This is a genomic window from Sphingomonas sp. BL-S-29, assembly GCF_055521495.1.
Map to the genome: position 1 here is coordinate 3,408,612 of NZ_CM145482.1, position 23,435 is coordinate 3,432,046.

The 23,435-nt window shown below is 66.8% G+C and carries 19 protein-coding genes and 1 tRNA gene; 9 read left to right on the plus strand and 11 right to left on the minus strand.

Annotated features, from left to right (window positions below; genetic code table 11):
- Positions 1-6: 6 nt before the first annotated feature.
- The 7 genes from ACZ1I2_RS16200 (at position 7) to ACZ1I2_RS16230 (ending at position 7,514) form a co-directional block, all read left to right on the plus strand.
- Positions 7-1,215: a hydrolase gene (locus ACZ1I2_RS16200; protein ID WP_465176562.1), complete on the plus strand. Its 1,209-nt coding sequence runs from the start codon at positions 7-9 to the stop codon at positions 1,213-1,215.
- Positions 1,212-2,228, plus strand: a complete 1,017-nt coding sequence (locus tag ACZ1I2_RS16205; protein ID WP_465173122.1) for an arginine N-succinyltransferase — start codon at positions 1,212-1,214, stop codon at positions 2,226-2,228. The genes ACZ1I2_RS16200 and ACZ1I2_RS16205 overlap by 4 nt, the downstream gene beginning before the upstream one ends.
- Complete coding sequence (locus tag ACZ1I2_RS16210) at positions 2,229-3,482, plus strand: N-succinylarginine dihydrolase (RefSeq protein ID WP_465176561.1); 1,254 nt, start codon at positions 2,229-2,231, stop codon at positions 3,480-3,482.
- A gap of 65 nt (positions 3,483-3,547) precedes the next feature.
- Positions 3,548-3,766 (plus strand): hypothetical protein, encoded by a 219-nt coding sequence (locus ACZ1I2_RS16215; protein WP_465176560.1) that lies wholly within the window; start codon positions 3,548-3,550, stop codon positions 3,764-3,766.
- A 66-nt stretch (positions 3,767-3,832) separates the two neighbouring features.
- Positions 3,833-4,735: a sulfate adenylyltransferase subunit CysD gene (gene cysD, locus ACZ1I2_RS16220; protein WP_465173119.1), complete on the plus strand. Its 903-nt coding sequence runs from the start codon at positions 3,833-3,835 to the stop codon at positions 4,733-4,735.
- Between the two features lie 101 nt (positions 4,736-4,836).
- Positions 4,837-6,780 (plus strand): sulfate adenylyltransferase subunit CysN, encoded by a 1,944-nt coding sequence (cysN, locus tag ACZ1I2_RS16225; RefSeq protein ID WP_465176559.1) that lies wholly within the window; start codon positions 4,837-4,839, stop codon positions 6,778-6,780.
- Positions 6,777-7,514 (plus strand): 3'(2'),5'-bisphosphate nucleotidase CysQ, encoded by a 738-nt coding sequence (locus ACZ1I2_RS16230; RefSeq protein ID WP_465173117.1) that lies wholly within the window; start codon positions 6,777-6,779, stop codon positions 7,512-7,514. Before cysN ends, ACZ1I2_RS16230 begins: the two co-directional genes overlap by 4 nt.
- Positions 7,515-7,675: 161 nt before the next feature.
- Here ACZ1I2_RS16230 and ACZ1I2_RS16235 read toward each other — a convergent pair whose 3' ends face one another.
- The 6 genes from ACZ1I2_RS16235 to kdpF all read right to left on the minus strand — a co-directional run bounded on the left by ACZ1I2_RS16235 (position 7,676) and on the right by kdpF (position 15,197).
- Positions 7,676-9,691 (minus strand): TonB-dependent receptor plug domain-containing protein, encoded by a 2,016-nt coding sequence (locus tag ACZ1I2_RS16235; protein WP_465176558.1) that lies wholly within the window; start codon positions 9,689-9,691, stop codon positions 7,676-7,678.
- A gap of 155 nt (positions 9,692-9,846) precedes the next feature.
- Complete coding sequence (locus tag ACZ1I2_RS16240) at positions 9,847-10,536, minus strand: response regulator (protein ID WP_465176557.1); 690 nt, start codon at positions 10,534-10,536, stop codon at positions 9,847-9,849.
- Between the two features lie 8 nt (positions 10,537-10,544).
- A complete protein-coding gene (gene kdpC, locus ACZ1I2_RS16245; RefSeq protein WP_465173114.1) occupies positions 10,545-11,129 on the minus strand; it encodes a potassium-transporting ATPase subunit KdpC in 585 nt (194 codons plus the stop codon).
- A gap of 77 nt (positions 11,130-11,206) precedes the next feature.
- The gene (kdpB, locus tag ACZ1I2_RS16250; protein ID WP_465176556.1) at positions 11,207-13,237 is read right to left on the minus strand and encodes a potassium-transporting ATPase subunit KdpB; all 2,031 of its coding nucleotides are present in this window, start codon (positions 13,235-13,237) and stop codon (positions 11,207-11,209) included.
- Between the two features lie 155 nt (positions 13,238-13,392).
- Positions 13,393-15,096: a potassium-transporting ATPase subunit KdpA gene (gene kdpA, locus ACZ1I2_RS16255; protein WP_465176555.1), complete on the minus strand. Its 1,704-nt coding sequence runs from the start codon at positions 15,094-15,096 to the stop codon at positions 13,393-13,395.
- An 11-nt stretch (positions 15,097-15,107) separates the two neighbouring features.
- Positions 15,108-15,197, minus strand: coding sequence for a K(+)-transporting ATPase subunit F (gene kdpF, locus ACZ1I2_RS16260; protein ID WP_465176554.1), 90 nt, complete (start codon positions 15,195-15,197; stop codon positions 15,108-15,110).
- A 473-nt stretch (positions 15,198-15,670) separates the two neighbouring features.
- On the opposite strand from kdpF, the gene ACZ1I2_RS16265 reads away from it, so the two are divergent.
- A complete protein-coding gene (locus tag ACZ1I2_RS16265; RefSeq protein ID WP_465176553.1) occupies positions 15,671-18,268 on the plus strand; it encodes a DUF4118 domain-containing protein in 2,598 nt (865 codons plus the stop codon).
- Between the two features lie 61 nt (positions 18,269-18,329).
- Here ACZ1I2_RS16265 and ACZ1I2_RS16270 read toward each other — a convergent pair whose 3' ends face one another.
- Both ACZ1I2_RS16270 and ACZ1I2_RS16275 read right to left on the minus strand, forming a co-directional pair.
- Positions 18,330-18,860: a dihydrofolate reductase family protein gene (locus ACZ1I2_RS16270; protein WP_465176552.1), complete on the minus strand. Its 531-nt coding sequence runs from the start codon at positions 18,858-18,860 to the stop codon at positions 18,330-18,332.
- 209 nt (positions 18,861-19,069) lie between these two features.
- A tRNA-Arg gene (locus ACZ1I2_RS16275) sits at positions 19,070-19,146 on the minus strand.
- Positions 19,147-19,238: 92 nt separating this feature from the next.
- Between ACZ1I2_RS16275 and ACZ1I2_RS16280 the strand changes: the two genes are divergently transcribed.
- Complete coding sequence (locus ACZ1I2_RS16280) at positions 19,239-19,739, plus strand: hypothetical protein (protein ID WP_465173109.1); 501 nt, start codon at positions 19,239-19,241, stop codon at positions 19,737-19,739.
- 426 nt (positions 19,740-20,165) lie between these two features.
- Here the strand turns inward: ACZ1I2_RS16280 and ACZ1I2_RS16285 are convergent, their stop codons facing one another.
- Genes ACZ1I2_RS16285 through ACZ1I2_RS16295 form a run of 3 tightly spaced genes read right to left on the minus strand, consistent with a single transcriptional unit; the run spans position 20,166 to position 23,403 of the window.
- Positions 20,166-22,397: a spermidine synthase gene (locus ACZ1I2_RS16285; protein ID WP_465176551.1), complete on the minus strand. Its 2,232-nt coding sequence runs from the start codon at positions 22,395-22,397 to the stop codon at positions 20,166-20,168.
- Complete coding sequence (locus ACZ1I2_RS16290) at positions 22,397-22,930, minus strand: GNAT family N-acetyltransferase (protein WP_465173108.1); 534 nt, start codon at positions 22,928-22,930, stop codon at positions 22,397-22,399. Before ACZ1I2_RS16290 ends, ACZ1I2_RS16285 begins: the two co-directional genes overlap by 1 nt.
- Positions 22,927-23,403, minus strand: a complete 477-nt coding sequence (locus ACZ1I2_RS16295) for a GNAT family N-acetyltransferase (RefSeq protein ID WP_465181480.1) — start codon at positions 23,401-23,403, stop codon at positions 22,927-22,929. The genes ACZ1I2_RS16290 and ACZ1I2_RS16295 overlap by 4 nt, the downstream gene beginning before the upstream one ends.
- Positions 23,404-23,435: the final 32 nt, after the last annotated feature.

The window sequence follows — 23,435 nt, forward strand, 5'->3', positions numbered from 1 at the left end:
CGACTGATGACCGCGCTTTCCACCGTGGAGCGGGACGCCATCGCGGCCCTCTCCGACGCCCCGATGCTCGCCCAGGTGCAGGACTGGGCCATGATCAACAGCGGTACCCGCAACATGGCCGGCCTCGCTGCCATGGCCGGCAATCTCAGCGACGCCTTCTCGGTCCTGCCCGGCGAGATCGATCTGGTCGAGCCGGCGCCGGTCACCAGCGTCGGCGCGGACGGCACCGTCTCCGATCTCGCCCATGGCCGGCACTTCCATCTCGCGGTGCGCCCCGACGCGCCGGTGCAGATGCTGTTCACCGGCCATATGGATACGGTCTATCCGGTCGATCATCCTTTCCAGGCGCTGACTTTCCTCGACGAGGCGAGGCTCAACGGTCCGGGCGTCGCCGATATGAAGGGCGGCATCGCGACCATGCTCGCCGCGCTCGAGGCGGTCGAGGCATCGCCGCTCGCCGGCCGCATCGGTTATGAAATCGTGATCAATTCGGACGAGGAGACCGGCTCCTTCTCCTCCAGTGCCCTGCTTGCCCGGGCGGCGCGCGGCAAGGTTGCCGCGCTCACCTATGAGCCCGCCTTGCCCGACGGCACGCTCGCCGGCGCACGCGGCGGCACGGGCAATTTCTCGATCGTGGTACACGGCAGGAGCGCGCATGCCGGCCGCAACCCCGACGAAGGCCGCAACGCGATCGTCGCCGCAGCCGATATCGCGCTCCGGCTGAGCAGGGTGCGTGGCGCCGGCCTCGCGGTGAACCCCGCGCGGATCGAGGGCGGCGGGCCGAACAATGTCGTGCCCGAGCTCGCCATTTTGCGCATCAATTTCCGCCCCGCCGCGCAGGACGAGATCGCCCGGGCACAGGCGGCGATCGACTCGGCGGTCGCCGCGGTCGCAGCCGAGCATGATGTGACGATCCACGTCCATGGCGGCTTCAATCGGCCACCCAAGCCGATCGACCCGGGCGCCGCGAAGCTGTTCGAGCTGGTCAAGGCCGCCGGCGCCGATCTCGGGCTCGCCATCGCCTGGCGCGCGACGGGCGGCGTGTGCGACGGCAACAACATCGCCGCCTGCGGTGTGCCGGTGGTCGACACCATGGGCCCGCGCGGCGGCCTGATCCATTCGCCCGACGAGTTTCTCGTCATCGACAGCCTGGCCGAGCGTGCCGCCCTCTCCGCGCTGACCGTCCTCCGCATCGCCGAAAAGGGTTCTTTATGAGCTTCCGTATCCGCTCCGCCCGCGACGAGGATCTGCAGCCGCTGTACGAGATGGCCAAGCTGACCGGCGGCGGATTCACCAACCTCCCGGCCGATCGTACCGCGCTCAAAGCCAAGCTCGCCCGCAGCCACGAGGCGTTCGACCGCACCGACGACACCTTGTCGGACGATCTGTTCGTGCTGGTGCTGGAGAATGTCGAGACCGGCGAAGTGCGCGGCACCTGCCAGATCTTCACCCAGGTCGGACAGCGCTACCCATTCTACAGCTACCGCCTCGGCACGCTGACTCAGCACAGCGCCGAGCTCGGCCGCACTTTCCGCGCCGACCAGCTCTCGCTCACCACCGATCTGGAAGGGTGCAGCGAGGTCGGCGGCCTGTTCCTCCATCCGGGCGAGCGCGCCGGCGGTCTCGGCATGCTGCTCGCGCGCAGCCGCTATCTGTTCATCGCCCGCCACCGCGCGCGCTTCGCCGACCGGATCCTGGCCGAACTGCGCGGGATCATCGACGAAGCCGGCGGATCGCCCTTCTGGGACGGCCTGGCCGGCCGCTTCTTCGGCATGAATTTCCAGGACGCCGACCAGTTCAATGCGGTGCGCGGCCACCAGTTCATCGCCGATCTTTTCCCGAAGCACCCGATCTATATCGCGATGCTGTCGGAACACGCCCGCGCCACGATCGGCCTGCCCCATCCCTCCGGTCGCGCCGCGATGCGCATGCTGGAGAATGAGGGCTTCGCCTTCGAGAATTATATCGACATCTTCGACGGCGGCCCGACCATGACGGCCAAGACCGATCAGGTCCGCACCATCCGCGAGGCGCAGTCGACGACGGTCACCGCGATCGACAATGACGGCGGCGAACCGGCGCTGATCGCGACCGGCCGCCTCGCCGATTTCCGCTGCGCTTATGGTCGCCTGCGCCCCTGCGGCGAGGGCGTCGCGATCGACCGCACCTGCGCGACCGCGCTGGCGGTGACCGAAGGTGCCGAGATCAGCCATGTCGGACGGGCGTAAATGCTGAAAGAGATCAACTTCGACGGCCTGATCGGCCCGAGCCATAATTATGCCGGCCTCAGCCCCGGCAATCTCGCCGCCACCCGCAACGCGGGCAAGGTCGCCGCCCCGCGCCGCGCCGCGCTGGAAGGCATCGCCAAGATGCGCGCGAACCTCGCGCTCGGCCTGACCCAGGGCGTGCTGCTACCTCTCGTTCGCCCCGACCATGCCTGGCTCGACAGCCTCGCCACCAGCTATGCCGAGGCCGCGCCGCATCTCCAGGCCCAGGCACTGTCCGCCTCCGCGATGTGGGCCGCCAATGCCGCCACGGTCTCGCCGTCGCCCGACACCGCCGATGGTCGCTGCCATCTCTCGGTCGCCAATCTCGTGACCATGCCGCATCGCAGCCATGAATGGCCCGGTACGCTCGCCCAGTTGCGGCTCGCCTTCGCCGATCCGTTCTTCGCGGTGCACGGCCCCGTCCCCGCACCGTTCGGCGACGAAGGCGCGGCCAATCATATGCGGCTTTGCGCCGCGCATGGTGAGCCGGGCGTCGAGGTCTTCGTCTATGGCGTGTCGGGCGGTCCCTTCCCCGCGCGCCAGCACCGCGAGGCGAGCATGGCAGTCGCGCGGCGGCACCGGCTCGATGCGGATCGCACCCTGTTCGTCGAACAGTCGGAGGAGGCCATCGCCGCCGGAGCGTTCCACAATGACGTGGTCGCCGTCGCCAACGAACGCGTGCTGTTCGCGCACGAACTGGCCTTTGCCGACAGGGAAGCGTTCTACGCCGATCTGCGCGACATGCTCCCCGAGGTCGAGATCGTCGAAGTGCCGGCCGCCCGTGTGAGCCTTGCCGACGCCGTCTCCTCCTATCTGTTCAACGCTCAGCTCGTTACCCTACCCGACGCCACCATGGCGCTGATCCTGCCCGAGGAAGCGCGCGAGAACGCCGCCGTCTGGACCTGGCTTCAGGAGATGATCGCCGGCAACGGCCCGATCCGGCGGCTGGAGGTGGTCGATGTTCGCCAGTCCATGGCCAATGGCGGCGGCCCGGCCTGCCTGCGCCTGCGCGTCGTGGCCGATCCCGCCGCGATCGACCCGCGCTTCCTGGTCGACAACGCCCGGCTCGATCTGATCGCCGGCGTGGTCGAGCAACATTGGCCCGAGGAAATCCCGTACGCCGCCATCGCCGATCCGACGCTGGTCAAGGCGGTCGAACGCGCCCGCACGGCGCTGCTCGAGGCGCTTGGCACTGTCGAGTTAATTGACAGGTAACCATCATCGTTAAGGCAAGAATCGCGCGAATCCGCGATTGGCCCGCTCATTGCTTAACGAATAGCATGTGGACGAAATTCACCCGGCTGTTCGTCATCAAGACCAAGTTCGAAGCCTTTGTGGTCATCTATGGCCTGGGCCTCGGCTCGGTTGAGCGTGGCGTGCATTATCTGCAGCAATATCCCGGCATCGGCGGCTGGATGCTCTTCTCGGTCTGCCCGATCGCGGTGTTCATGGCCGGCGCGCGCATCCTGGATTCGGTCGAGCGCTCGCACGCCGATTGAGCGAACTTTCGCGCCCAACAGGATAAGTTGATCGCTCTTGGCGCTTACGCCACTATCTGGGCGAGAATGAACGTCGCTCTGACCCATCTCCAACGCCTTGAGGCGGAGAGCATCCACATCATGCGCGAAGTGGTGGCCGAGGCGGAACGCCCGGTCATGCTCTATTCCGTGGGCAAGGATTCGGCCGTGATGCTGCACCTCGCGCGCAAGGCCTTTTTCCCGGCGCCCCCGCCCTTCCCGCTGCTCCATGTCGACACGACCTGGAAGTTCCGCGACATGTACGAGCTGCGCGATCGTGCGGCGGCCAGCGCCGGCATGGAGTTGCTGGTCCACCGCAACCCGGAGGCCGAGGCGCGCGGCATCAATCCCTTCGACCATGGCAGCCTCCACACCGATATGTGGAAGACCGAAGGGCTGAAGCAGGCGCTCGACAAATACGGTTTCGACGCGGCCTTTGGCGGCGCGCGGCGCGACGAAGAGAAGAGCCGCGCCAAGGAGCGCATCTTCAGCTTCCGCTCCGCCCGCCAGCGCTGGGATCCGAAGAACCAGCGCCCCGAGCTGTGGAAGCTCTACAATGCGCGCAAGAGCCGCGGCGAAAGCATCCGCGTCTTCCCGCTGTCCAACTGGACCGAGCTCGACATCTGGCAATACATCCTCGCCGAGGGCATCGAGATCGTCCCGCTCTATCTCTCCGCGCGGCGCCCGACCGTCGAGCGCGACGGCCTGTTGCTGATGGTCGATGACGACCGCTTCCGCCTCGAACCCGGCGAAGTGCCGGTCGAACGCTCGATCCGCTTCCGCACGCTCGGCTGCTATCCGCTCACCGGCGCGGTCGAGAGCGAAGCCGCAACCCTCTCCGAAGTGATCCAGGAGATGCTGCTGACCACGACCAGCGAACGCCAGGGCCGCGCGATCGACCATGATCAGACGGCGAGCATGGAGAAGAAGAAAGCGGAGGGGTATTTCTGATGGGCGTTTCGACCCCGGCAAGCACGCCTTCTTCTCCCCTCCCACTTGTGGGAGGGGTCGGGGGAGGGCCTGTCACAACATCAAGCCCCACCCTTGCGGACATGCCCTCCCCCACCCCCTCCCGCGAGCGGGAGGGGAGTTATGAAACCGACGCCCTCATCGCCTCGGACATCGACGCCTATCTCACCCTCCACCAGAACAAGTCGCTGCTCCGCTTCATCACCTGCGGCTCGGTCGATGACGGCAAGTCCACCCTGATCGGCCGCCTGCTCTACGATTCGAAGATGATCTTCGAAGACCAGCTCGCCGCGCTCGAGGCGGACAGCAAGCGCGTCGGCACCCAGGGCCAGAACATCGATTTCGCCCTGCTCGTCGACGGCCTCGCCGCCGAGCGCGAGCAGGGCATCACCATCGACGTCGCCTATCGCTTCTTCGCCACCGAGAAACGCAAGTTCATCGTCGCCGACACGCCCGGCCATGAGCAATATACCCGCAACATGGTCACCGGCGCGTCGACCGCCGATCTCGCCGCGATCCTGATCGACGCGCGCAAGGGCGTGCTCACCCAAACGCGCCGCCACTCCTATCTCGTCAACCTGCTCGGTATCCGCCACATCGTGCTCGCGGTGAACAAGATGGACCTGGTCGGCTATGATCAGGCGACCTTCGACGCGATCGTCGAAGACTACCGCGCCTTTGCCGAATCGATCGGCATCGAAAGCTTCACCGCCATCCCGCTCTCGGGGCTGGCCGGCGACAATATCGCGTCGCGCTCCGATGCGATGGACTGGTACACCGGCCCATCGTTGATCGAGCATCTCGAAACCGTGCCGCTCGGCACCGACGCCGCGCAGGACCGCGCGTTCCGCCTGCCGGTGCAATGGGTCAACCGCCCCGACCTCGATTTCCGCGGTTTTGCCGGCATGATCGCCTCGGGCGTGGTGCGCCCCGGCGATGCCGTGCGTATCCTGCCCTCGGGCAAGACCAGCAAGGTCGCCCGGATCGTCACCATGGATGGCGATCTCGACCAGGCCGTCGCCGGCCAATCGGTGACGCTCACCCTCACGGACGAAGTCGACTGCTCGCGCGGCGACGTGATCGCCACCGCATCGTCCCCGCCCGAGGTCGCCGACCAGTTCAAGGCGACGATCGTCTGGATGGCCGAGGACCAGCTCCTCCCCGGCCGCACCTATTGGATGAAGATCGGCACCCAGACGGTCGGCGCGACCGTCCAGCCGCCCGATTATGCCGTCGACATCAACACGCTCGCCGAGCTGTCGGTGAAGACCTTGGGCCTCAACGATATCGGTGTCGCCCAGCTTTACACCGACCGGCCGATCGTCTTCGAGGCGTTCGACGAAAGCGCCGATCTCGGCGGTTTCATCCTGATCGACCGCGCGACTAACGCCACGGTCGCGGCGGGCATGCTGACCTATTCGCTCCGCCGCGCGCAGAACGTGCATTGGCAGGCGATCGACGTGACCCGCGAGGCGCATGCCGCGCAAAAGGGTCAGCACCCGAAGGTCCTGTGGTTCACCGGCCTCTCAGGCTCGGGCAAGTCGACCATCGCCAATCTGGTCGAGAAGAAGCTCCACGCGCTCGGCCGCCACAGCTTCCTGCTCGACGGCGACAATATACGGCATGGCCTCAACAAGGATCTCGGCTTCACCGATACCGATCGGATCGAGAATGTCCGCCGCATCGGCGAGGTCGCCAAGCTGATGGCCGATGCCGGGCTGATCGTGCTGACGGCGTTCATCTCGCCTTTCCGCGCCGAGCGCGAGCTGGTGCGATCGATGCTGCCGCATGGCGAGTTCGTCGAGATCTTCGTCGACACCCCGCTCGCCGAGGCGGAGAAGCGCGACGTGAAGGGCCTCTACGCCAAGGCACGGAGCGGCGAGATCGCGCATTTCACCGGCATCTCCAGCCCCTATGAGGCGCCCGAGCGGCCCGAGGTCCGAATCGACACGACGCGCGAAAGCCCCGAGGCGGCAGCGGAGCGGATCGTCGAGCACATCATGGGCGTCTGGAGCCCCGATCTGTGACCGACGCTGAAGTCGCCCGGTCGGTCGCGCTCCAGGCGGCCGCCCTGCTGCGCGAGCTGTGCGCCACCGGCAATTGCATTGATGCGGATCTCAAGCGGCGCGGCGATGCCGAAGCCAATGCCCTGATCCTCGACCTGCTCCATGCCGACCGTCCCGACGACTTCGTCCTGTCGGAAGAGGCCGCCGACGACCGCACCCGTTGCGCCGCCAGCCGCGTCTGGATCGTCGACCCCCTCGACGGCACCCGCGAGTTCGGCGAACGGCGGGAGGATTGGGCTGTCCATATCGGCCTGGCGATCGATGGGGCGCCGGTGACCGGCGCCGTCGCCCTGCCCGCGGCGCACCGCATCTTCGTCACCGACGACGCGCCGCCCGTCTGGCCCCCGCTCCCCGCCCGCCCGCGCATGGTGGTCAGCCGCACCCGCGCGCATGCAATCGTCCAGCAGGTAGCGGAGACGCTCGGCGCCGAGCTGGTGCCGATGGGCTCGGCGGGCGCGAAGGCGATGGCGGTGGTCGACGGCCAAGCCGAAATCTATCTCCATGCCGGCGGTCAATATGAATGGGACAATTGCGCGCCGGTCGCAGTCGCGCTGGCGGCCGGCCTGCATGCCTCGCGCATCGACGGCAGCCCGCTCGTCTATAATTGCGCCGATCCCCTTCTCCCCGATCTGCTGATCTGCCGCCCCGAATATGCCGAGGCGGTGCTGGCCGCGGTGGCCGCGACAGCTGCCTGAACCGCCGGCGGGCGGACAGATCGATTTAAATCTGGTCCGCGCATGTCACTATAGCCTTGCGGCGATTGTCTTGCCTCGACCGGCTCTTTCTCATGACTGGAGATATCGAAGGCCCGGGCCTGTTCCGCACCTTTTATCGAGGGAACAGGTGATAGTTGGATTTAGCTGCCGAACTTCACGCCGATCCACAGCGTGCGTGGCGTGCCGAGGTCCATCGATCCGCCTGCGTTGCGCGTGATGACCGTCTCGTCGAACAGATTCTCCGCGCGCGCCACGATGGTGAAATGCCGGCCGATCGGCAGTCGGGCGACGGCGTCTACCGTCGTCGCCGCCGGCAGCACGCCGGTCTGCAGATCGTCCTCATATTGCTTGCCGACATAACGGACGGTGGTCGAGAAGGAGGGACCGGCCTTGGGCTCCCATGCCAGGGTGGCGCTCGCCGCATGCTGCGGGCTCTGCGCCGGAATCAGGCCGTTGAGCGCAGCCGAGGCGCCCGACGCACGGACATGGCTGTCGCTGAGCGCATAGGAGCCGTCGAGCGACACCGCACCGTGGCGAAGACCGGCGGTGACCTCGATCCCCTTTGCGACGATCGCATCGACATTCTGGCGCTGGCGCAGGTTCGTGCCGATCGTCACATTGGCGATGGCATTGTCGAGCCGGTTATAGAAGCCGGTCAGTCCGATCGAGATGCCCGGCGCCGGCGTCAGGTCGATGCCCCCCTCGACCCCTTTCAGCTTCTCCAGACCAAGATTTTCATTGGCCTGAGTCAGGATCGGAAAGACCTGGAAGGGGCGGTACAGTTCGTTGAGTGTCGGCAGCCGGAAGCCGGTATACCCCGCCGCCCGCAGCGCGACTGCGCTGGTCACATGATAGAGCGCCCCGACCCGGCCGGTCGCCTCGAACCCGTCGCGATCGGCGAAGCGATTGTCCTTGGCGATCGCGCCGGCCCCGGAAAGTTCGCGGATGAAGCCGTTGGTCAAGGTCCAGCGGTCGCCGCGCACGCCACCGGTCAGCACGAGATGGCCGATCGTCCAGTCGTCCTCGATAAAGGCGCCGATGGTGCTGCTGTTACCGCCCGCGTTGCGGCGCGTGGTGACGGCACCGCTGGCGGCGTACGCGTCCTCATACAGCTCGCCATCCGCAAGCCGCGCATCGACACCGACGCGGAGCACATGGTCGGCGCCGATCGGGGGCCGCACCTCGATCTTGCCGCCCAGGCCGGTAGACGGCGTATTGCGCTGGTCGAGCGTCAGCTTGAAACTGGTCGCGCTGATCACCTTGTTGGTGAAGTTGCGCGCCTGGACATAGGCCAGCGCATCGATTGCCCAGTCGCCGCGATGGACCAGACGGATGCTGGCATCCTGCCCTTCCGAGCTGCTGTCGGCGCCCTTGAAGCGCAAGGTGCGGTTGTCGCGGAACACGAGGCCCCGCGCCTGGATCTCGGTCTCGGCATCGACCGGGACGACCGCGCGGACACCGCCCGACCAATCCTCGAACCGCGCGCGCGAATCGGCGGGCGTGCGCTGCGAATCGGGCGTGGTGCGATAGCCGTCGCTGCGTTCCCACTTGCCCGAGACGGACACGAACCCGCCGCCCAAATCGGGAGTCAGGCTGGCCGTGACGTTCTGCGAATCATAGCTGCCGTAAAAGGCGCTGCCCGCCAGGAGCGGCAGGTCGGCCCGCGTCGCGCTGGCCAGCTCGACCGTCCCGGCGACGGCGCCCGCGCCGAACGCGCCCGCGCCGCCGCCGCGCGTGATGCGCACGCCCGAAAAGCGATCGCCGACCAGCGCGTTGAACGGGATGTAGCCGAAGAACGGATCGGCCAGCGGCACGCCGTCGAGCAGCACCAGCGCGCGGCTCGAGGCGTTGCCGCCCAGCGCGCGCAACGTCACACCCTGTGCCGACGGATTGGCCGAGCGACTGTCCGACCGGCGGAACTGCTGCAGCCCGGCGACATCGGCCAGCACGTCCTCGACCCGGCCCGAGGCGTCGTTGGTCAACCGGTCGCGGTCGATCACCACGGAGCCATAAGCGGGCGTACCGGGCGGGAGCGGCAGGCCGGAGCCGAGGACGACGATATCGGCTGGGTTGGCGGCGTCAGGCGTGGTCTGCTGCGCGAGCGCCGGAACGGGGAGCAACAGGGCAACAAGAGGGAGAGCGTAAAAGCGACGCACCGGCAACTATCCTCGTCCGTGAATGATCTTGGCGCATCCTATATGATTCGGAGGCGCAACGGCCCACCTAGGGGCTTTAGGCCGCGCGCGCTACATGATCGGCGGCGGCGCGGCGCGCAATGTCATTGATTTTCGGGAATGCGCTAACGCCTCGACTAGGCCGCGCCGGTCAACCGATACCCCACGCCGATCTCGTTGCGAATGATCGTCGGCTGCGCGGGGTCCGGCTCCAGTTTCTGGCGCAGGTTGCGAATGACGATACGCAGATACTCGACCCGGCTCTCCTGCGCGGGTCCCCACACGTCACGGAGCAATTGCGCGTGGCCGACGATCCGGTCGGGCCGCCGCGCCAGTTCCGCCAGCACGCCATATTCCTTGGGCGAGAGATGGACCTCCTCCCCTGCCCGCAGCACGCGGCGGCTGTCGAGATCGATCACGACTTCGCCGATCGTCACCACCGGCTGTGCCGTCTGGTCGGCGAGCCGGTGGCGCAGTGCCGTGCGGATGCGGGCAAGCAGTTCCTCGGTGTCGAACGGCTTGGTCAGATAATCGTCGGCGCCGAGATCGAGCGCCGCGACCTTCTCGGCGGTATCCTCGCGCGCCGAGACGACGATCAGGGTCGCGCCGCGCGCCTTGATCAACTGGATCAGCTCGAGCCCGTCGCGGTCGGGCAGGCCGAGATCGAGCAGCACCATATCGGGCTTGTCGATATCGAGCAGCGACAGCCCTTCCCGGGCCGTCGCCGCCTCCCCGGCCTTGTAGCCGGCGCGTTCGGCGGCGACGCGCAGCAACCGGCGGATATGCGCGTCGTCCTCGACGATCAGGACCTTGGCGGCGATCGGCATGCCCCTTGTTACGGCCGCGACGCCGCGCGGTCGAGCGCCCGGTTGAGCGCCAGCACATTGACGCGCGGCTCGCCGAGGAAGCCGAGCAGCGGATGCTCGACCTGTGCCTCGACCAGCGCGCGCACGGCGTCGGGCGTTACGCCCCGCGCCTTCGCGACGCGATCCACCTGATAAAAAGCCGCCTCGGGGCTGATATGGGGATCAAGCCCCGAGGCGGAGGACGTCACCAGATCGGGGGGGACCCTGTTGCTTCCTGGTGAAGGGGGATTGGCGGCGACATCCGCCTTGACGCGGTCGGCGAGTGCCTGGGACGCCGGGCCGAGGTTGGACCCCGACGAGGCGCTGGCGTCATAACCCTTGCCCGCGGCGGAGGGCCGGCCATGGAAATAGCGGTCGCTGGCAAAGCCCTGGCCGATCAGCTCCGAGCCAATGACCTTGCCCTTCTCGGTGATCAGGCTGCCATTCGCCTGGGCGGGGAACAGCGCCTGGCCGACGCCGGTCAGCGCGAGCGGATATGCGAGCCCGAGCAGTAGCGCGTACCCAATGGTGAGCGCGAAGGCGGGGCGTAGAGCGGATTTCAGGTCGATGAGCATGTCTTCAGTTCCTTATGTGCTCCCGCGAAGGCGGGAGCCCAGACTGGGTCCCCGCCTTCGCGGGGACACAAGAAGAGCTAGGCGAGGTGCAGGGCGGTGACGGCGAGATCGATCAGCTTGATCCCGACGAACGGCGCGAGCAGGCCGCCCAGCCCGTAAACGGCGAGGTTACGCGCCAGCAGCGGCCCAGCCGGCATCGGCCGATACGTCACGCCCTTCAGCGCCAGCGGCACCAGCATCGGGATGATCAGCGCGTTGAAGATGATCGCCGACAGGATCGCCGATTGCGGCGTCGCCAGCCCCATCACGTTGAGCAGGCCAAGCCCCGGATAGAGCGCGACGAACATCGCCGGGATGATCGCGAAATATTTCGCTACATCGTTCGCCACCGAGAAGGTGGTCAGCGCACCGCGCGTCATCAGCAACTGCTTGCCGAGGCCGACGACCTCGATCAGCTTGGTCGGATCGCTGTCGAGATCGACCATGTTGCCGGCCTCGCGCGCCGCCTGGGTGCCGGTGTTCATCGCCACGCCGACATCGGCCTGGGCCAGCGCGGGCGCGTCGTTGGTACCGTCGCCGCACATCGCGACCAGCCGCCCGCCCTGCTGTTCCTTGCGGATCAGTGCGAGCTTGTCCTCGGGCGTCGCCTCGGCGAGGAAATCATCCACGCCCGCCTCGGCGGCGATGGCGGCGGCGGTCAGCGGGTTGTCGCCGGTGATCATCACCGTGCGGATGCCCATCTGGCGCAACTCCCCGAAGCGTTCGCGGATGCCAGCCTTGACCACGTCTTTGAGCGCGATCGCACCGAGCAGCTTGCCGTCGCGCGACACGGCGAGCGGCGTTGCGCCGGACCGGGCGATCTCCTCGGTCACGCGGCGCAGTTCGGCCGCGACGGGGGTGGTGCCGAGCCCAGGATCGGCCCGCAGGATCGCATCCACCGCGCCCTTGCGGATCGTGCTGCCGCCGGTGACGATGCCCGACACGCGCGTCTGCGCGGTGAAGGGGATGATTTCCGCATCGGCCGGCATGGTGCGGGTCGGGACGGCATGGCGCTCGCGAGCCAGCACGACGATCGAGCGGCCCTCGGGCGTTTCGTCGGCGAGGCTCGCCAGCGACGCAGCGCTCGCCAGCGTATCGATGTCGATCCCGCCCACGGGCACGAACTGGCTCGCCTGGCGGTCGCCGATGGTGATGGTGCCGGTCTTGTCGAGCAGCAGCACGTCGATATCGCCCGCCGCCTCGACCGCGCGACCCGATTTGGCGAGCAGGTTGAAGCGCACCAGCCGGTCCATGCCCGCAATGCCGATCGCCGAGAGCAGCGCGGCGATGGTCGTCGGGATGAGGGTGATCAGCAGCGCCGCGAGGATCGCCACCGGCACGCCGCCGCCCGCATAGGAAGCGAAGCCCGGAATGGTGGCGACCGCGATCAGGAAGATGATCGTCAGGCCGACGAGCAGGATGGTCAGCGCGATCTCGTTCGGCGTCTTCTGCCGCTCCGCACCCTCGACCAGCGCGATCATGCGATCGAGGAAGCCGTGCCCCGGCTCCTGGGTGATGCGGACCTTGATCCTGTCCGAGATGACGCGGGTACCCGCCGTCACGGCCGAACGGTCGCCACCTGCCTCGCGGATCACCGGCGCACTTTCGCCGGTGATCGCGGCTTCGTTGACCGAGGCGACGCCTTCGACGACTTCGCCGTCAGCGGGGATCAGGTCGCCGGTCTCGACCAGAACGAAGTCGCCCTTTTCGAGCTGGGTGGCGAAGGCGATCTCATAGGTATCCCCGACGCCGAGCAACCTCTTGGCCTTGAGATCGGCCTTGGTTGCGCGGAGCGAAGCAGCCTGGGCGCGGCCCCTGCCCTCGGCCAGCGCCTCGGCGAAGGTACCGAACAACACGGTCAGCCACAGCCAGACGATCAGCTGGATCTGGAAACTGAAACTGAGCGGCTCGCCGCCGATGACCAGCAGCACGGTTAGCAAGGTCGCCACCACGGCGGTGGTGAACATCACCGGGTTCCTGATCAGCTGGCGCGGATCGAGCTTCCGGAACGAGTCGCCGATCGCCGGGACGACCAGGCTCGCGGTGAAGATGGAGGTTGGTGCGGACATGGATCAGTCCCGATCGAGGATGAAGGAAAGGCGGATGCCGAAATCTCTGCCGTCACCCCGGACTTGTTCCGGGGTCCATCGCGCCTCAGGCGTTGCGGCGCGTGAGGAGGGATGGATGCCGGAACAAGTCCGGCATGACGGTTGGGATAGCGCGCTCATGACAGCGTGCCGTTGATCATCGCGAGATGGTCCGCGATGGGCCCCAAAGCGAGCGACGGCAGGAAGGTCAGGCCGCCCATGATCAGGATGACGCCGATGAGCAGCCCCACCCAGAGCGGTCCGGTCGTCGGGAAGGAACCCGAGGACGGCGGCGTGTATTTCTTGGCCGCGAGGCTGCCGGCGATCGCCAGCATCGGCACGATCATGAAGAACCTGCCACCCCACATGCAGATGCCCAGCAGCGCATTGTAGAAGGGCGTGCCCGCGGTCAGACCGGCAAAGGCGGAGCCGTTGTTCGCGACCGCCGAGCTGAATGCGTAGAGGATCTCCGAGAAACCGTGCGGCCCCTTGTTGAGCGGCCCGGCCAGGCCGGCCGACATCACCGAGGCGATCATCGTGCCCCCCAGGATGAGCAACGGCAGCACGGCGATGGCGAGTACCGCGAACTTCACCTCGCGGCCCTCGATCTTCTTGCCGACATATTCAGGCGTGCGGCCGACCATCAGCCCGGCGACGAACACCGCAAGGATGGCGAAGAGCAGGAAGCCATAGATGCCCGCACCGACGCCGCCGACGACGATCTCGCCCAGTTCCATGTTGATCATCGGGATCATGCCGCCGAGCGCGGTGAAGCTGTCGTGCATGGCGTTGACCGCACCGCACGAGGCGGCCGTGGTGACGCTGGCGAACAGCGCCGAGGCGGCGATGCCGAAGCGGACTTCCTTGCCCTCCATATTGCCGCCGGCGACGTGGAGCGAATGCAGCACTGGGTTGCCGGCCGCTTCCTGCCAATAGGCGACACCGGTGCCGGCGACGAAGATGATCAGCATCGCGGCAAGGATCGCCCAGCCCTGACGCGTGTTGCCCACGGCCTTGCCGAAGGTCCAGGTGAGCCCGACGCCGATCAGGAAGATCGAGAGCATCTGGATCAGGTTGGTCATCGCGGTCGGGTTCTCGAACGGATGCGCGGAGTTGGCGTTGAAGAAGCCGCCGCCATTGGTGCCGAGCATCTTGATCGCTTCCTGGGAGGCGACCGGACCGAGCGCGATGGTCTGCTTCACGCCTTCCAGCGTGGTCGCATCGATGCTCTGCGCGAAGGTCTGGGGAACACCGCTCCAGATCAGATAGACGGCATAGACGATCGAGATCGGCAGCAGCAGATAGAGCGTGACGCGCGTGACGTCCGCCCAGAAATTGCCGATCGCCCTGGACTCGCGCCGCGCGAAGCCGCGGAACAGCGCGAAGGCGAGCGCGATGCCGGTGGCGGCGCTCAGGAAGTTATGGATGACCAGCCCGAACATCTGGCTGAAGTTCGAAAGCGCGACCTCGCCCGAATACCATTGCCAGTTGGTGTTGGTGGTGAAGCTGATCGCGATGTTCCACGCGCCATCGGGCGCAATGCCGGGATAGCCACGCGGGTTCATCGGCAGCAGGTCCTGGAAGCGGACCACGAAATAGGTGAGCAGCAGGAGCGCGAGGTTGAACGCGATCATGTGCACCGCGTAGCGGCGCCAGCTCTGCTCGGCATTCGGGTCGATCCCGCCGAGCTTGTAAAAGCCCTTCTCCACCGGCCCGAAGACAGTGTGGAGCGGTGTGCGGCGGCCCTCGTAGAGCGCGAACAGCCACATGCCCATCGGCTTGGCCAGCGCGACGAGAATGGCGACGAAGAGGGCGATCAGCCCCCAGCCCTGAATATCCATGGCGATACCGATCAGAATCGCTCGGGCCGCAGGAGCACGGCCACGAGGTAAAGGAGGAGAGCGGCAGCGGTGATCGCGGCCAAAATGAGATGCAGCGTCATCGCCTCACGCCTCGTCGCACAGGCGGATATAGGCGAGCGTCAGCGCGAACAGCCCGGCGAGCGCGCCGAGCCACAGGATATCGGTCATGGGGCTGTGCCTCCGATCGGCCGGCGCGGTGTGGCCGGGTCGGAAAGGCAGATAGGCGCGCGGTGCGTTAAGGTGCGACGGCGAATGGGACCGAAACGCGTTAAGTTCGCATATAGATTGGGGCGTGGGCGTAGCGTTTGCCGATGGGGAAGGTCATATCCCTCTTGGCCGGTTCTCCCTTCTCAACCCCTCCCCTTCAGGGGAGGGGCAAGGGGTGGGGCAGCGACGAGCGGGGCTCGATGCCCCGATCGGCGCTTCGGGCTTGGCGAAGAGTCTTTATGAGCGTGCAGACGCACGCCCCCACCCCCAAACCCCTCCCCTGAAGGGGAGGGGCTTAAGTGAGAAGGTTGGCGCGATAACCGACAAACGCCCCTCGCCCGACGCCTTGCTCCGCGCCGCGGAGCGGGAAGCACGCGGGCAGCTCAAGATCTTCCTTGGGGCAGCCCCGGGCGTCGGCAAGACCTATGAGATGCTGAGCGAGGGTGCTGCCCGCCTTCGCTCCGGTACCGACGTGGTGGTCGGCGTGGTCGAAACGCATGGCCGGGCCGAGACCGAAGCGCTGGTCGCGCCGTTCGACGTGATCCCGCGCCGCACCATCGATTATCGCGGCCAGGCGCTGACCGAAATGGACCTGGACGCTATCCTCGCGCGTCGTCCGGCTCTGGTGCTGGTGGACGAGCTTGCACACAGCAATGTCGAGGGCAGCCGCCATCCCAAACGCTGGCAGGACATCCAGGAACTGCTCGATGCCGGGATCGACGTGTTCTCGACGGTCAACATCCAGCATGTCGAGAGCCTCAACGACCTGGTCGCCAGCTTCACGCGCGTGCGCGTGCGCGAGACCGTCCCCGACAGCGTGCTGGAGGAGGCCGAGATCGAAGTCGTCGACATCCCGCCCGACGAGCTGATCGAGCGGCTGAAGGACGGCAAGGTCTATATTCCGGCCGAGGCGACACGGGCGCTCGGGCATTTCTTCTCCAAGGCGAACCTGTCGGCGCTGCGCGAGATGGCGCTGCGCCGTGCGGCGATGAGCGTCGACCGGCAGATGCTCGAGCATCTCGACGCGAGCGCCCTGCCCGGCGCCTTTGCGGCCGGGGAACGGGTGCTGGTGGCGGTCAGCGAGCTGCCTGGAGCCGAGGCGTTGGTGCGAACGACCAAGCGCCTGGCCGATGCGCTGCGCGCACCCTGGACTGCCGTCTATATCGAGACGCCGCGGGCGGAAGGCTTCGGGACAGAGGAGAAGGCGCGGATCGCCGCCACCCTGCGCCTCGCCGCCAGCCTGGGCGCGACCATCGCGACCGTGCCGGCCGAGAGCGTGATCGACGGCCTGCAGGCTCAGGTCGAAGGCATGCGCGCGACTCAGCTGGTGATCGGCAAGTCCCGGCGGAGCTGGTGGTTCGAGATGCGCCACGGCTCGGTGGTCGAGAAGCTGCTGCGCAACGTCGAGGGGCTAGCGATTCATGTAATCCCGGCCGATGTCTCCGCGCCGGCTCGAAGTGCGCGAGCGGGTTTCCGTTGGGACGCGCGGCCGGCGGTCTATGCGGCAGTCGTCGCGCTCGTCGTGGGGACGACCCTGCTCGCCAAGCTGGTCGAGCCGTGGATCGGCACCGGCGCCATCGATCTGCTCTATCTGCTGCCGGTGGTCGCCGCGGCCAGCCGCTACGGGTTGAGACCAGGGCTGGCGGCAGGCGTGCTGGCCGCGCTTGCCTTCAACTTCTTCTTCCTGCCGCCGCTCTACTCCTTCACCATCACCGAGCCGCAGAGCGTGCTGACCGTACTCGTGCTGATCGGCATCGCTGCCTTCACCAGCCGGCTGACCGGCGGCATGCGCTCGCGCGCCGCGATCGGCGTGCGCAGCGCGCATGAGAATGCCGCGCTCGCGGCCTTCGCCCAGGCGCTGACGCGCGTGTCGGACGCGCAGTCGACCGCGGACACGGTATGCGTCGAGGTCTCGCGGCTGCTCGACGTGAACGCCGTGCTGCTGGCGGAGCGCGATGGCCAGCCGGCGATCGTCGCGGCGGCCCCGCCCGCCAGCGACCTGACCCCGATCGACGTCGCGGCGGCCGACTGGGCGTTCAAGCGCGGCGAGACCGCCGGATATGGCACGGTGACGCTCAATGCCTCGGACTGGCAGTTCCATCCGCTCAAGACGTCGATGGGCGTGCTGGCGGTGCTGGGCGTCGCGCGGAACGACGGGAGCGACCCGGTGCCGTCCGATCGGGCGGTGCTGCTCTCCACCCTGGTCGGGCAGGCGTCGCTGGCGCATGAGCGGCTGCGCCTCGACGACGAGATGCGCGAGTTGTCGGTACTGAAGGAGCGCGACCGCCTGCGCGCCGCGTTGCTTTCCTCAATCGGCCACGACCTGCGCACCCCGCTGACCGCTGTGACGACGGCGATCGAGACCGTGGCTACCGAGAACCCCGAGTCGGCGGCGATCCCCGTCGCCAGGGCCGAGATGCAGCGGCTGCGGCGCTTCCTCGACAATCTGCTCGACATGGTGCGGCTCGATACCGGCGCATTGAAGCTGTCGATCGAACCGATCGACCTGACCGACGCGGTCAGCGGCGCGATCCACGACCTGAAGGACCTGCTGCGCGGCAAACATATCGACTTCCAGGTGCCGGCGAACCTGCCGCTGGTCCGGGCTGATGCCACCCTGCTGCATCACATCCTGATCAACCTGCTGGTCAATTCGGCCCAGCATGGCGGCGCCACGGGCACGATCACGATCGAAGGGCGTCGGACCGCCGATGCGGTGACGATCGCGATTCGCGACGACGGGCCGGGGCTGACGGCGCCCGACCACGACCTGTTCCAGGTCTTCACACGCGGCACGGGCAGCGACCGTGAGGGCGGCAGCGGGCTTGGCCTCGCCATCGTGAAGGGATTCGCCGACGCAATGCAGGTCGGCGTGCGGGCCGGCAACCATGCCGAGGGCGGCGCCGTATTCACCCTCGCGTTCGTTCCGGTCGCCGCTGACTGACGGGCACGTCAACGTCTCAGCTCATACGCCCCTTGGGTACGCCTTGCGGCGAAGCACGCGATCAAGCGGGGACATAGGTCAACCGGATCACATCCTCGGCAATCCGGTCATGGGCGACGAGACGGAGCGGTGGCCGTGGTCCGGCGAAATATGGCTTGCCGTGACCAATCACGACTGGGTGCAGGTAGATTCGATATTCGTCGATCAGGCCGAGATCGGTGAGGCTTTGCGCGAGATCCGGACCGGCTACTTCAATTTCCCCCTCGCGCTCGGCCTTCAGCGCGCGGATGGCGTCCTCAAGGTCTTCCCCGACGAGCCTGGCGTTGGGCCCGACCGACGTCAACGAGCGCGAGACGACCCATTTCGGCTGCTTCCGCCACGCCGCGGCGAAGGCGCGTTCGTCCGCATTCCATTCAGGCTGCTCGTCATCCCAGTAGCGCATGATCTCGTACATCTGACGGCCATACACACTGCCCGCCTGCCCCTGAGCCTCCTCGACGAAATGGCGGAAGAGCGCAGGACCGGGCGCGAACGCCATATGGTCGACATAGCCGTCCAGGGACTGGTTCATTCCGAACACGAGCTTGGCCATCACCCTTCCTTTCCTCACGCCGCGCATCCGCGCAGTTCTGGTTGCGCTCTGCAATCAGTCTGAAGCTAGTGCGACCGATTTTGCGATGCAAGTGGCCGTCGGGGCCGGCGGCGGGGCCGTGATCACGATTCAATGTGGAGAGGTGGAACCGGCGCCGACAGGCCGGAAAAACAAACCCCCGCCAAGTCAGTGACTGTGGCGGGGGATGTTGGCGCGCCCGGAACGATTCGAACGTCCGACCCTCAGATTCGTAGTCTGATGCTCTATCCAGCTGAGCTACGGGCGCTTGGGAAGTGGGCACATAGAGGCGTCTTTCGCGGGGCGCAAGTGCGTTGCGTGCGTTGCGTACCTCTTATTTGCCGCATAGAGCGAGGGGGCATGAAACGCGCCCTCCCCTTCACCTGCCTCGCCCTGCTCTGCGGTTGCGCCGAACAGTCGACCGGCCGCTATCCCTCCTTGCTGCCGCGGCCGATCGAGACGACCAGCCTTGCCGAGCCCGAATCGCCCCCACCCGCACCAGTGGTGGCCGATCCTGCCATCGATGCGAAGCTTGCGACGCTGAAGGCCACTCTCGGCGAATCGGCGACTGCCTTCGCCCCCGCCGCCGAGCGTGCCGAGCGGACCGCGGTGGCGGCCAAGGGCCAGGCTGCCGGCAGCGAGGGCTGGATCACCGCCCAGTCGGCACTGGCCGAGCTGGACGGCTATCGCGCCACGACATCGGCGACCCTGACCGATCTGGAGGATCTGGCGATCGAACGCGCCACCGCCGGCCAGCCGGATTATCCGGGAATCGAGGCGTTGCGGACCGAGGCCAATGCCCAGCTTCAGCTACAGTCGGCGCGAATCGCCGCGATCCAGGCGATGCTGCCTGAGGCCTGAGGCGGCCCGTCCGCGCGCGAGTCGAAGGCCTGATTCCGCGGTTCCGCGGGAAACAGCGGCGGGACATTTTTCTTTCCGCTGTTATGTTGGATTTCAGGGCCGGATTATACCCATGTTTCCAGCGGCTTAGGTAGCGATTTACCTGTTACGGGATAACAGCGGAAAAAACGCGGGATAATGCGGCGTTTTTCTGCTGTTTCGGAGCCGATTCGCCGCTGAATCGGCGAGGCAGTGCCTGCGTTATACAGACGATGAGAAACAGCGTGGCGAGAAGCAGTCAGTGCCCCGCCGGCCTGACTTTGAGATATCGCTTCGTCTTGTTGAATCGACCGCAAGCGAGGGTGCCTCAATACGAGCCCTAGATACGCGCCTGCGGCGCTACTCGGTCTCTACTCGGCACGAACGGGTGAACTCAAGTCATCGGACCTAAGGCTTGCGAAACAGCTTCACCAGCGGGACGATCGTCGAATAATCGTCGGTCCAGGGCGTGAACGCCGGATAGTCGTTCAGCGGCTGCCAGGTGGCATCGCGCGCCTTCAGCGCCTCGATCGTCGCCGGATCGTGCGACAGCGCCACCCAGAAGGAGACGGCGCGGGGCTGCTCGACATTCGGTCCCGGGAAATACAGCAGCTTCGCCGAGCTCCACCCTCCGGCCTTCGCCGCGGCCGACACGACCGGCTCCAGGTCGAGGAATTTGTTGGAGATATGGAAGAGCAGCACGCCGTCATGCGACAGCACCCGGCCATAAGTATCGAACGCTTCCCGCGTCATCAGATGCATCGGCACCGCATCGGACGAGAAAGCATCGAGCGTGAGCAGGTCGAGCGAGCCGGTCGCTTCGGCGGCGAGATTGAGCCGCGCGTCGCCCACCTCGATTGTCGGGTCGGGCAGGCAATTCTTCAGAAAGGTGAATTGCCCCGTGTCGCGGGCAATGCGCACGACGGCGGGATCGATCTCGTAGAAGCGCCAGCTCTGACCGGGCTTCGCATAACAGGCAAGCGTCCCCGCCCCGAGGCCGACGACACCGATCCGGGCATGATCGCCAAACAGCGCCGGCACCGCCTGCATTGCCTGCCCCACGCCGGAGCCAGTGACATAATAAGCAGTCGGCGTACGCTCGCGATCGGCGCTGCCGAGCAACTGCGTGCCGTGCACGGTGGTGCCGTGCTGGAGCTGGCGCACCTCCTTGTTGGCGCGAATCGTATAGACGCCGAAATAGCTGCGGGTCCGGGCGCCGGGTTCCATCGACAACAGGATCGAGCGGTAGCCGCCGAACACGATCAGCGCGCCGGCCAGCGCGCAGACGAATGCGCCGCGTGCGCCGATGGTGAACACCGCCACTGCAACCATCACCACGAAAACCATCGCTTGCAGCGGCCCCGGATCTTCCGATCCGGCGCTCGGGCTGTTCATCACCACGAGGATCAGCAGCCACATCAACAACCCGACGGCGACCGTGATGAACCCCCGGTACTGCGCATGTCGCGCCCACAGCGTGCCGATCACCGGGACAAGGAAGCTCTGGGGCGCGAGCACGCCGGCGGCAAGGACCAGCAGCGGATATTCATAGGTCCAGTCGAACACGAAGGGCGCGATCAGTGCGGCAAACACGCCGCCGAGCGCTCCGCCGACCGACATGGCGAGATAGAAGCCGGTCAACCGGTCGGCCTCAGGCCGGAGCCGGTACATCTTGGTGTGGAGCGCGACGGCGGCCATGAACAGCAGGATGAGGGCGAGCGCGGCGTTGAGCCAGGGCTTGCCCTGGAGTTCACCGACGAGCACCCCGCCGATCAGCAGGATGACAATGGGCGCGAGCCAGGTAAGCAAATCCGCCGGACCGCGCCGCGTCGCGAAGGCGACGGTGAAGCTCAATAGATAAAGCCCGAGCGGCAGCACCCAGAGCAGCGGCATCGCGACGACGTCAGTGGTGATATAGGTCGAGGTCGCGAGCATCAGGCCGGAGGGCACGAAGGCCAGCACAATCCAGTGCGCGACGCGCTTGAGGGTCGGCGCCGGACTTTCAGCAACCGGCCCCTCGACGATCTGCATCTTCATCCTGGGCAAGGTCATCGCACAGACCGCGACGAGCAGGCCTAGGATGATGTAACCAGCGGTCCACAGCCGGCTCTGGCCCGCCAGGGCAAGCCCCGGCTCGACGAAGATCGGATAAGCGATCAGGCCGGCAAAGCTGCCGAAATTGGAGGCGGCGTAGAGCGCATAAGGGTCCTGCCCCTTGCTCGACACGCTGAACCAGCGCTGGAGCAGCGGCGCCTGCGCCGAGATGACGAAGAACAGCGGCCCGATCGACGCGCCGAGCAGCCATGGCACCCAGATGGCGGGCTGCGCGTTGGCGGGGAGCTGAGTCGCCATCAGCCCGATCGGCAGCCACAGCGCCGCGACCAGCAATAACGCGAGGTGGATCGCCGCCTGAAACCGCGGCGTCACCCGGCCGAGCCAGTGCGCATAGGCATAGCCGCCGAGCAGCAGCGCCTGATAGACCAGCATCGCCGAATTCCACACGGCGGGGGCGCCGCCGAGCCGGGGCAGCGCCATGCGCGCGACCATCGGCTGGACGAGGAACAGCAGGAACGAGCCGGCCAGGATAGTCGCCACGAACAGCGGCCGGGCGAACCGCGCCGGCACGGCGATGCGCGCCATCAGGCCGGGCGCGCGATTCGGTAAAGGATATGGCGCTTCAGCGGGCTGCCATCCGGCACTGCGGGATGATCGAAGTCTCCATCCACGACTCGGCTCATGCCGATGCGCTCCATTAGCCCCCAGCTTGGGCTGTTGTCCTGAACGGTGATGGCCGCAACCCGCGGCGCATCGGTATGCGCCCAGGCCCAGGCCAGGCTCGCCTCCGCAGCTTCGCGGGCATATCCCTTCCCCCAATAGGCCGGGGCGAAGCGCCAGCCAATCTCCATATCCTGCGCGATCGGCGTGTCGGGTGCGCCCGGCTTCACGCCGCAAAAGCCCAGAAGCGCACCGTCCTCGCGGCGTTCGACCGCCCAGAAGCAATAGCCATGACTCTCGAGATACCCGTTCTGCCGATCGAGTGCGGCATCGGTCTCGGCCCGAGTCATCAAGGGCCCGAGATACCGCATGACCTCCGGATCGCTGCAATGCGCGTGGAAGACCGGGCGATCCTCGTCCCGCCAGTGTCGCAGGATCAGGCGTTCGGTATCAATCACGACACTGCTCCCGGCCGGTCAATCGCGAAAACCACGCTGTTTCCCAAGCGGTCGCCCGGCGCGAACAGGGGGTGGAAAAAGTCGCTCTCCGGCTGCCGCGCCATGCCGAGGCGCTCCATCAACATCCGGCTGCGCGTGTTGCGCTCGGCGGTGATCGCGGTGACCCGCGGCGCCGCGCTATTCGCCCAGGCCCATTCCAGCCAGGCGGCGGCCGCCTCCCGCGCATAACCCCTGCCCCACCAGCCGCTGGCCAGGTTCCAGCCAATCTCGACTTCGCCCTCGATCGGCGTGCCCTCCGCTCCCGGCTTCAGCCCGCAAAAGCCGATCGCGTCATGGCCGTCGCGCAGTTCGATCATATGGAAACCAAATCCATGGCTGACTCCATAGCCCGCGTGACGCGCGATCGCCGCGTCGCTCTCTTCCGGCGATTTGACCGGACCGAGATTGGCCATGACGAGGGGATCGGCCCACATCGCGTGCAACATCGCGCGGTCGGACTCGGTCG

What these genes read in the sequence shown, in the direction of transcription:
- ACZ1I2_RS16200 (WP_465176562.1), top strand. Translation starts at nt 7, where the DNA reads ATGACCGCGCTTTCCACCGTGGAGCGGGACGCCATCGCGGCCCTCTCC.
- ACZ1I2_RS16205 (WP_465173122.1), top strand. Translation starts at nt 1,212, where the DNA reads ATGAGCTTCCGTATCCGCTCCGCCCGCGACGAGGATCTGCAGCCGCTG.
- ACZ1I2_RS16210 (WP_465176561.1), top strand. Translation starts at nt 2,229, where the DNA reads ATGCTGAAAGAGATCAACTTCGACGGCCTGATCGGCCCGAGCCATAAT.
- ACZ1I2_RS16215 (WP_465176560.1), top strand. Translation starts at nt 3,548, where the DNA reads ATGTGGACGAAATTCACCCGGCTGTTCGTCATCAAGACCAAGTTCGAA.
- cysD (WP_465173119.1), top strand. Translation starts at nt 3,833, where the DNA reads ATGAACGTCGCTCTGACCCATCTCCAACGCCTTGAGGCGGAGAGCATC.
- cysN (WP_465176559.1), top strand. Translation starts at nt 4,837, where the DNA reads ATGCCCTCCCCCACCCCCTCCCGCGAGCGGGAGGGGAGTTATGAAACC.
- ACZ1I2_RS16240 (WP_465176557.1), bottom strand. Translation starts at nt 10,536, where the DNA reads ATGCCGATCGCCGCCAAGGTCCTGATCGTCGAGGACGACGCGCATATC.
- kdpC (WP_465173114.1), bottom strand. Translation starts at nt 11,129, where the DNA reads ATGCTCATCGACCTGAAATCCGCTCTACGCCCCGCCTTCGCGCTCACC.
- kdpB (WP_465176556.1), bottom strand. Translation starts at nt 13,237, where the DNA reads ATGTCCGCACCAACCTCCATCTTCACCGCGAGCCTGGTCGTCCCGGCG.
- kdpA (WP_465176555.1), bottom strand. Translation starts at nt 15,096, where the DNA reads ATGGATATTCAGGGCTGGGGGCTGATCGCCCTCTTCGTCGCCATTCTC.
- kdpF (WP_465176554.1), bottom strand. Translation starts at nt 15,197, where the DNA reads ATGACGCTGCATCTCATTTTGGCCGCGATCACCGCTGCCGCTCTCCTC.
- ACZ1I2_RS16270 (WP_465176552.1), bottom strand. Translation starts at nt 18,860, where the DNA reads ATGGCCAAGCTCGTGTTCGGAATGAACCAGTCCCTGGACGGCTATGTC.
- ACZ1I2_RS16280 (WP_465173109.1), top strand. Translation starts at nt 19,239, where the DNA reads ATGAAACGCGCCCTCCCCTTCACCTGCCTCGCCCTGCTCTGCGGTTGC.
- ACZ1I2_RS16285 (WP_465176551.1), bottom strand. Translation starts at nt 22,397, where the DNA reads ATGGCGCGCATCGCCGTGCCGGCGCGGTTCGCCCGGCCGCTGTTCGTG.
- ACZ1I2_RS16295 (WP_465181480.1), bottom strand. Translation starts at nt 23,403, where the DNA reads ATGTGGGCCGATCCCCTCGTCATGGCCAATCTCGGTCCGGTCAAATCG.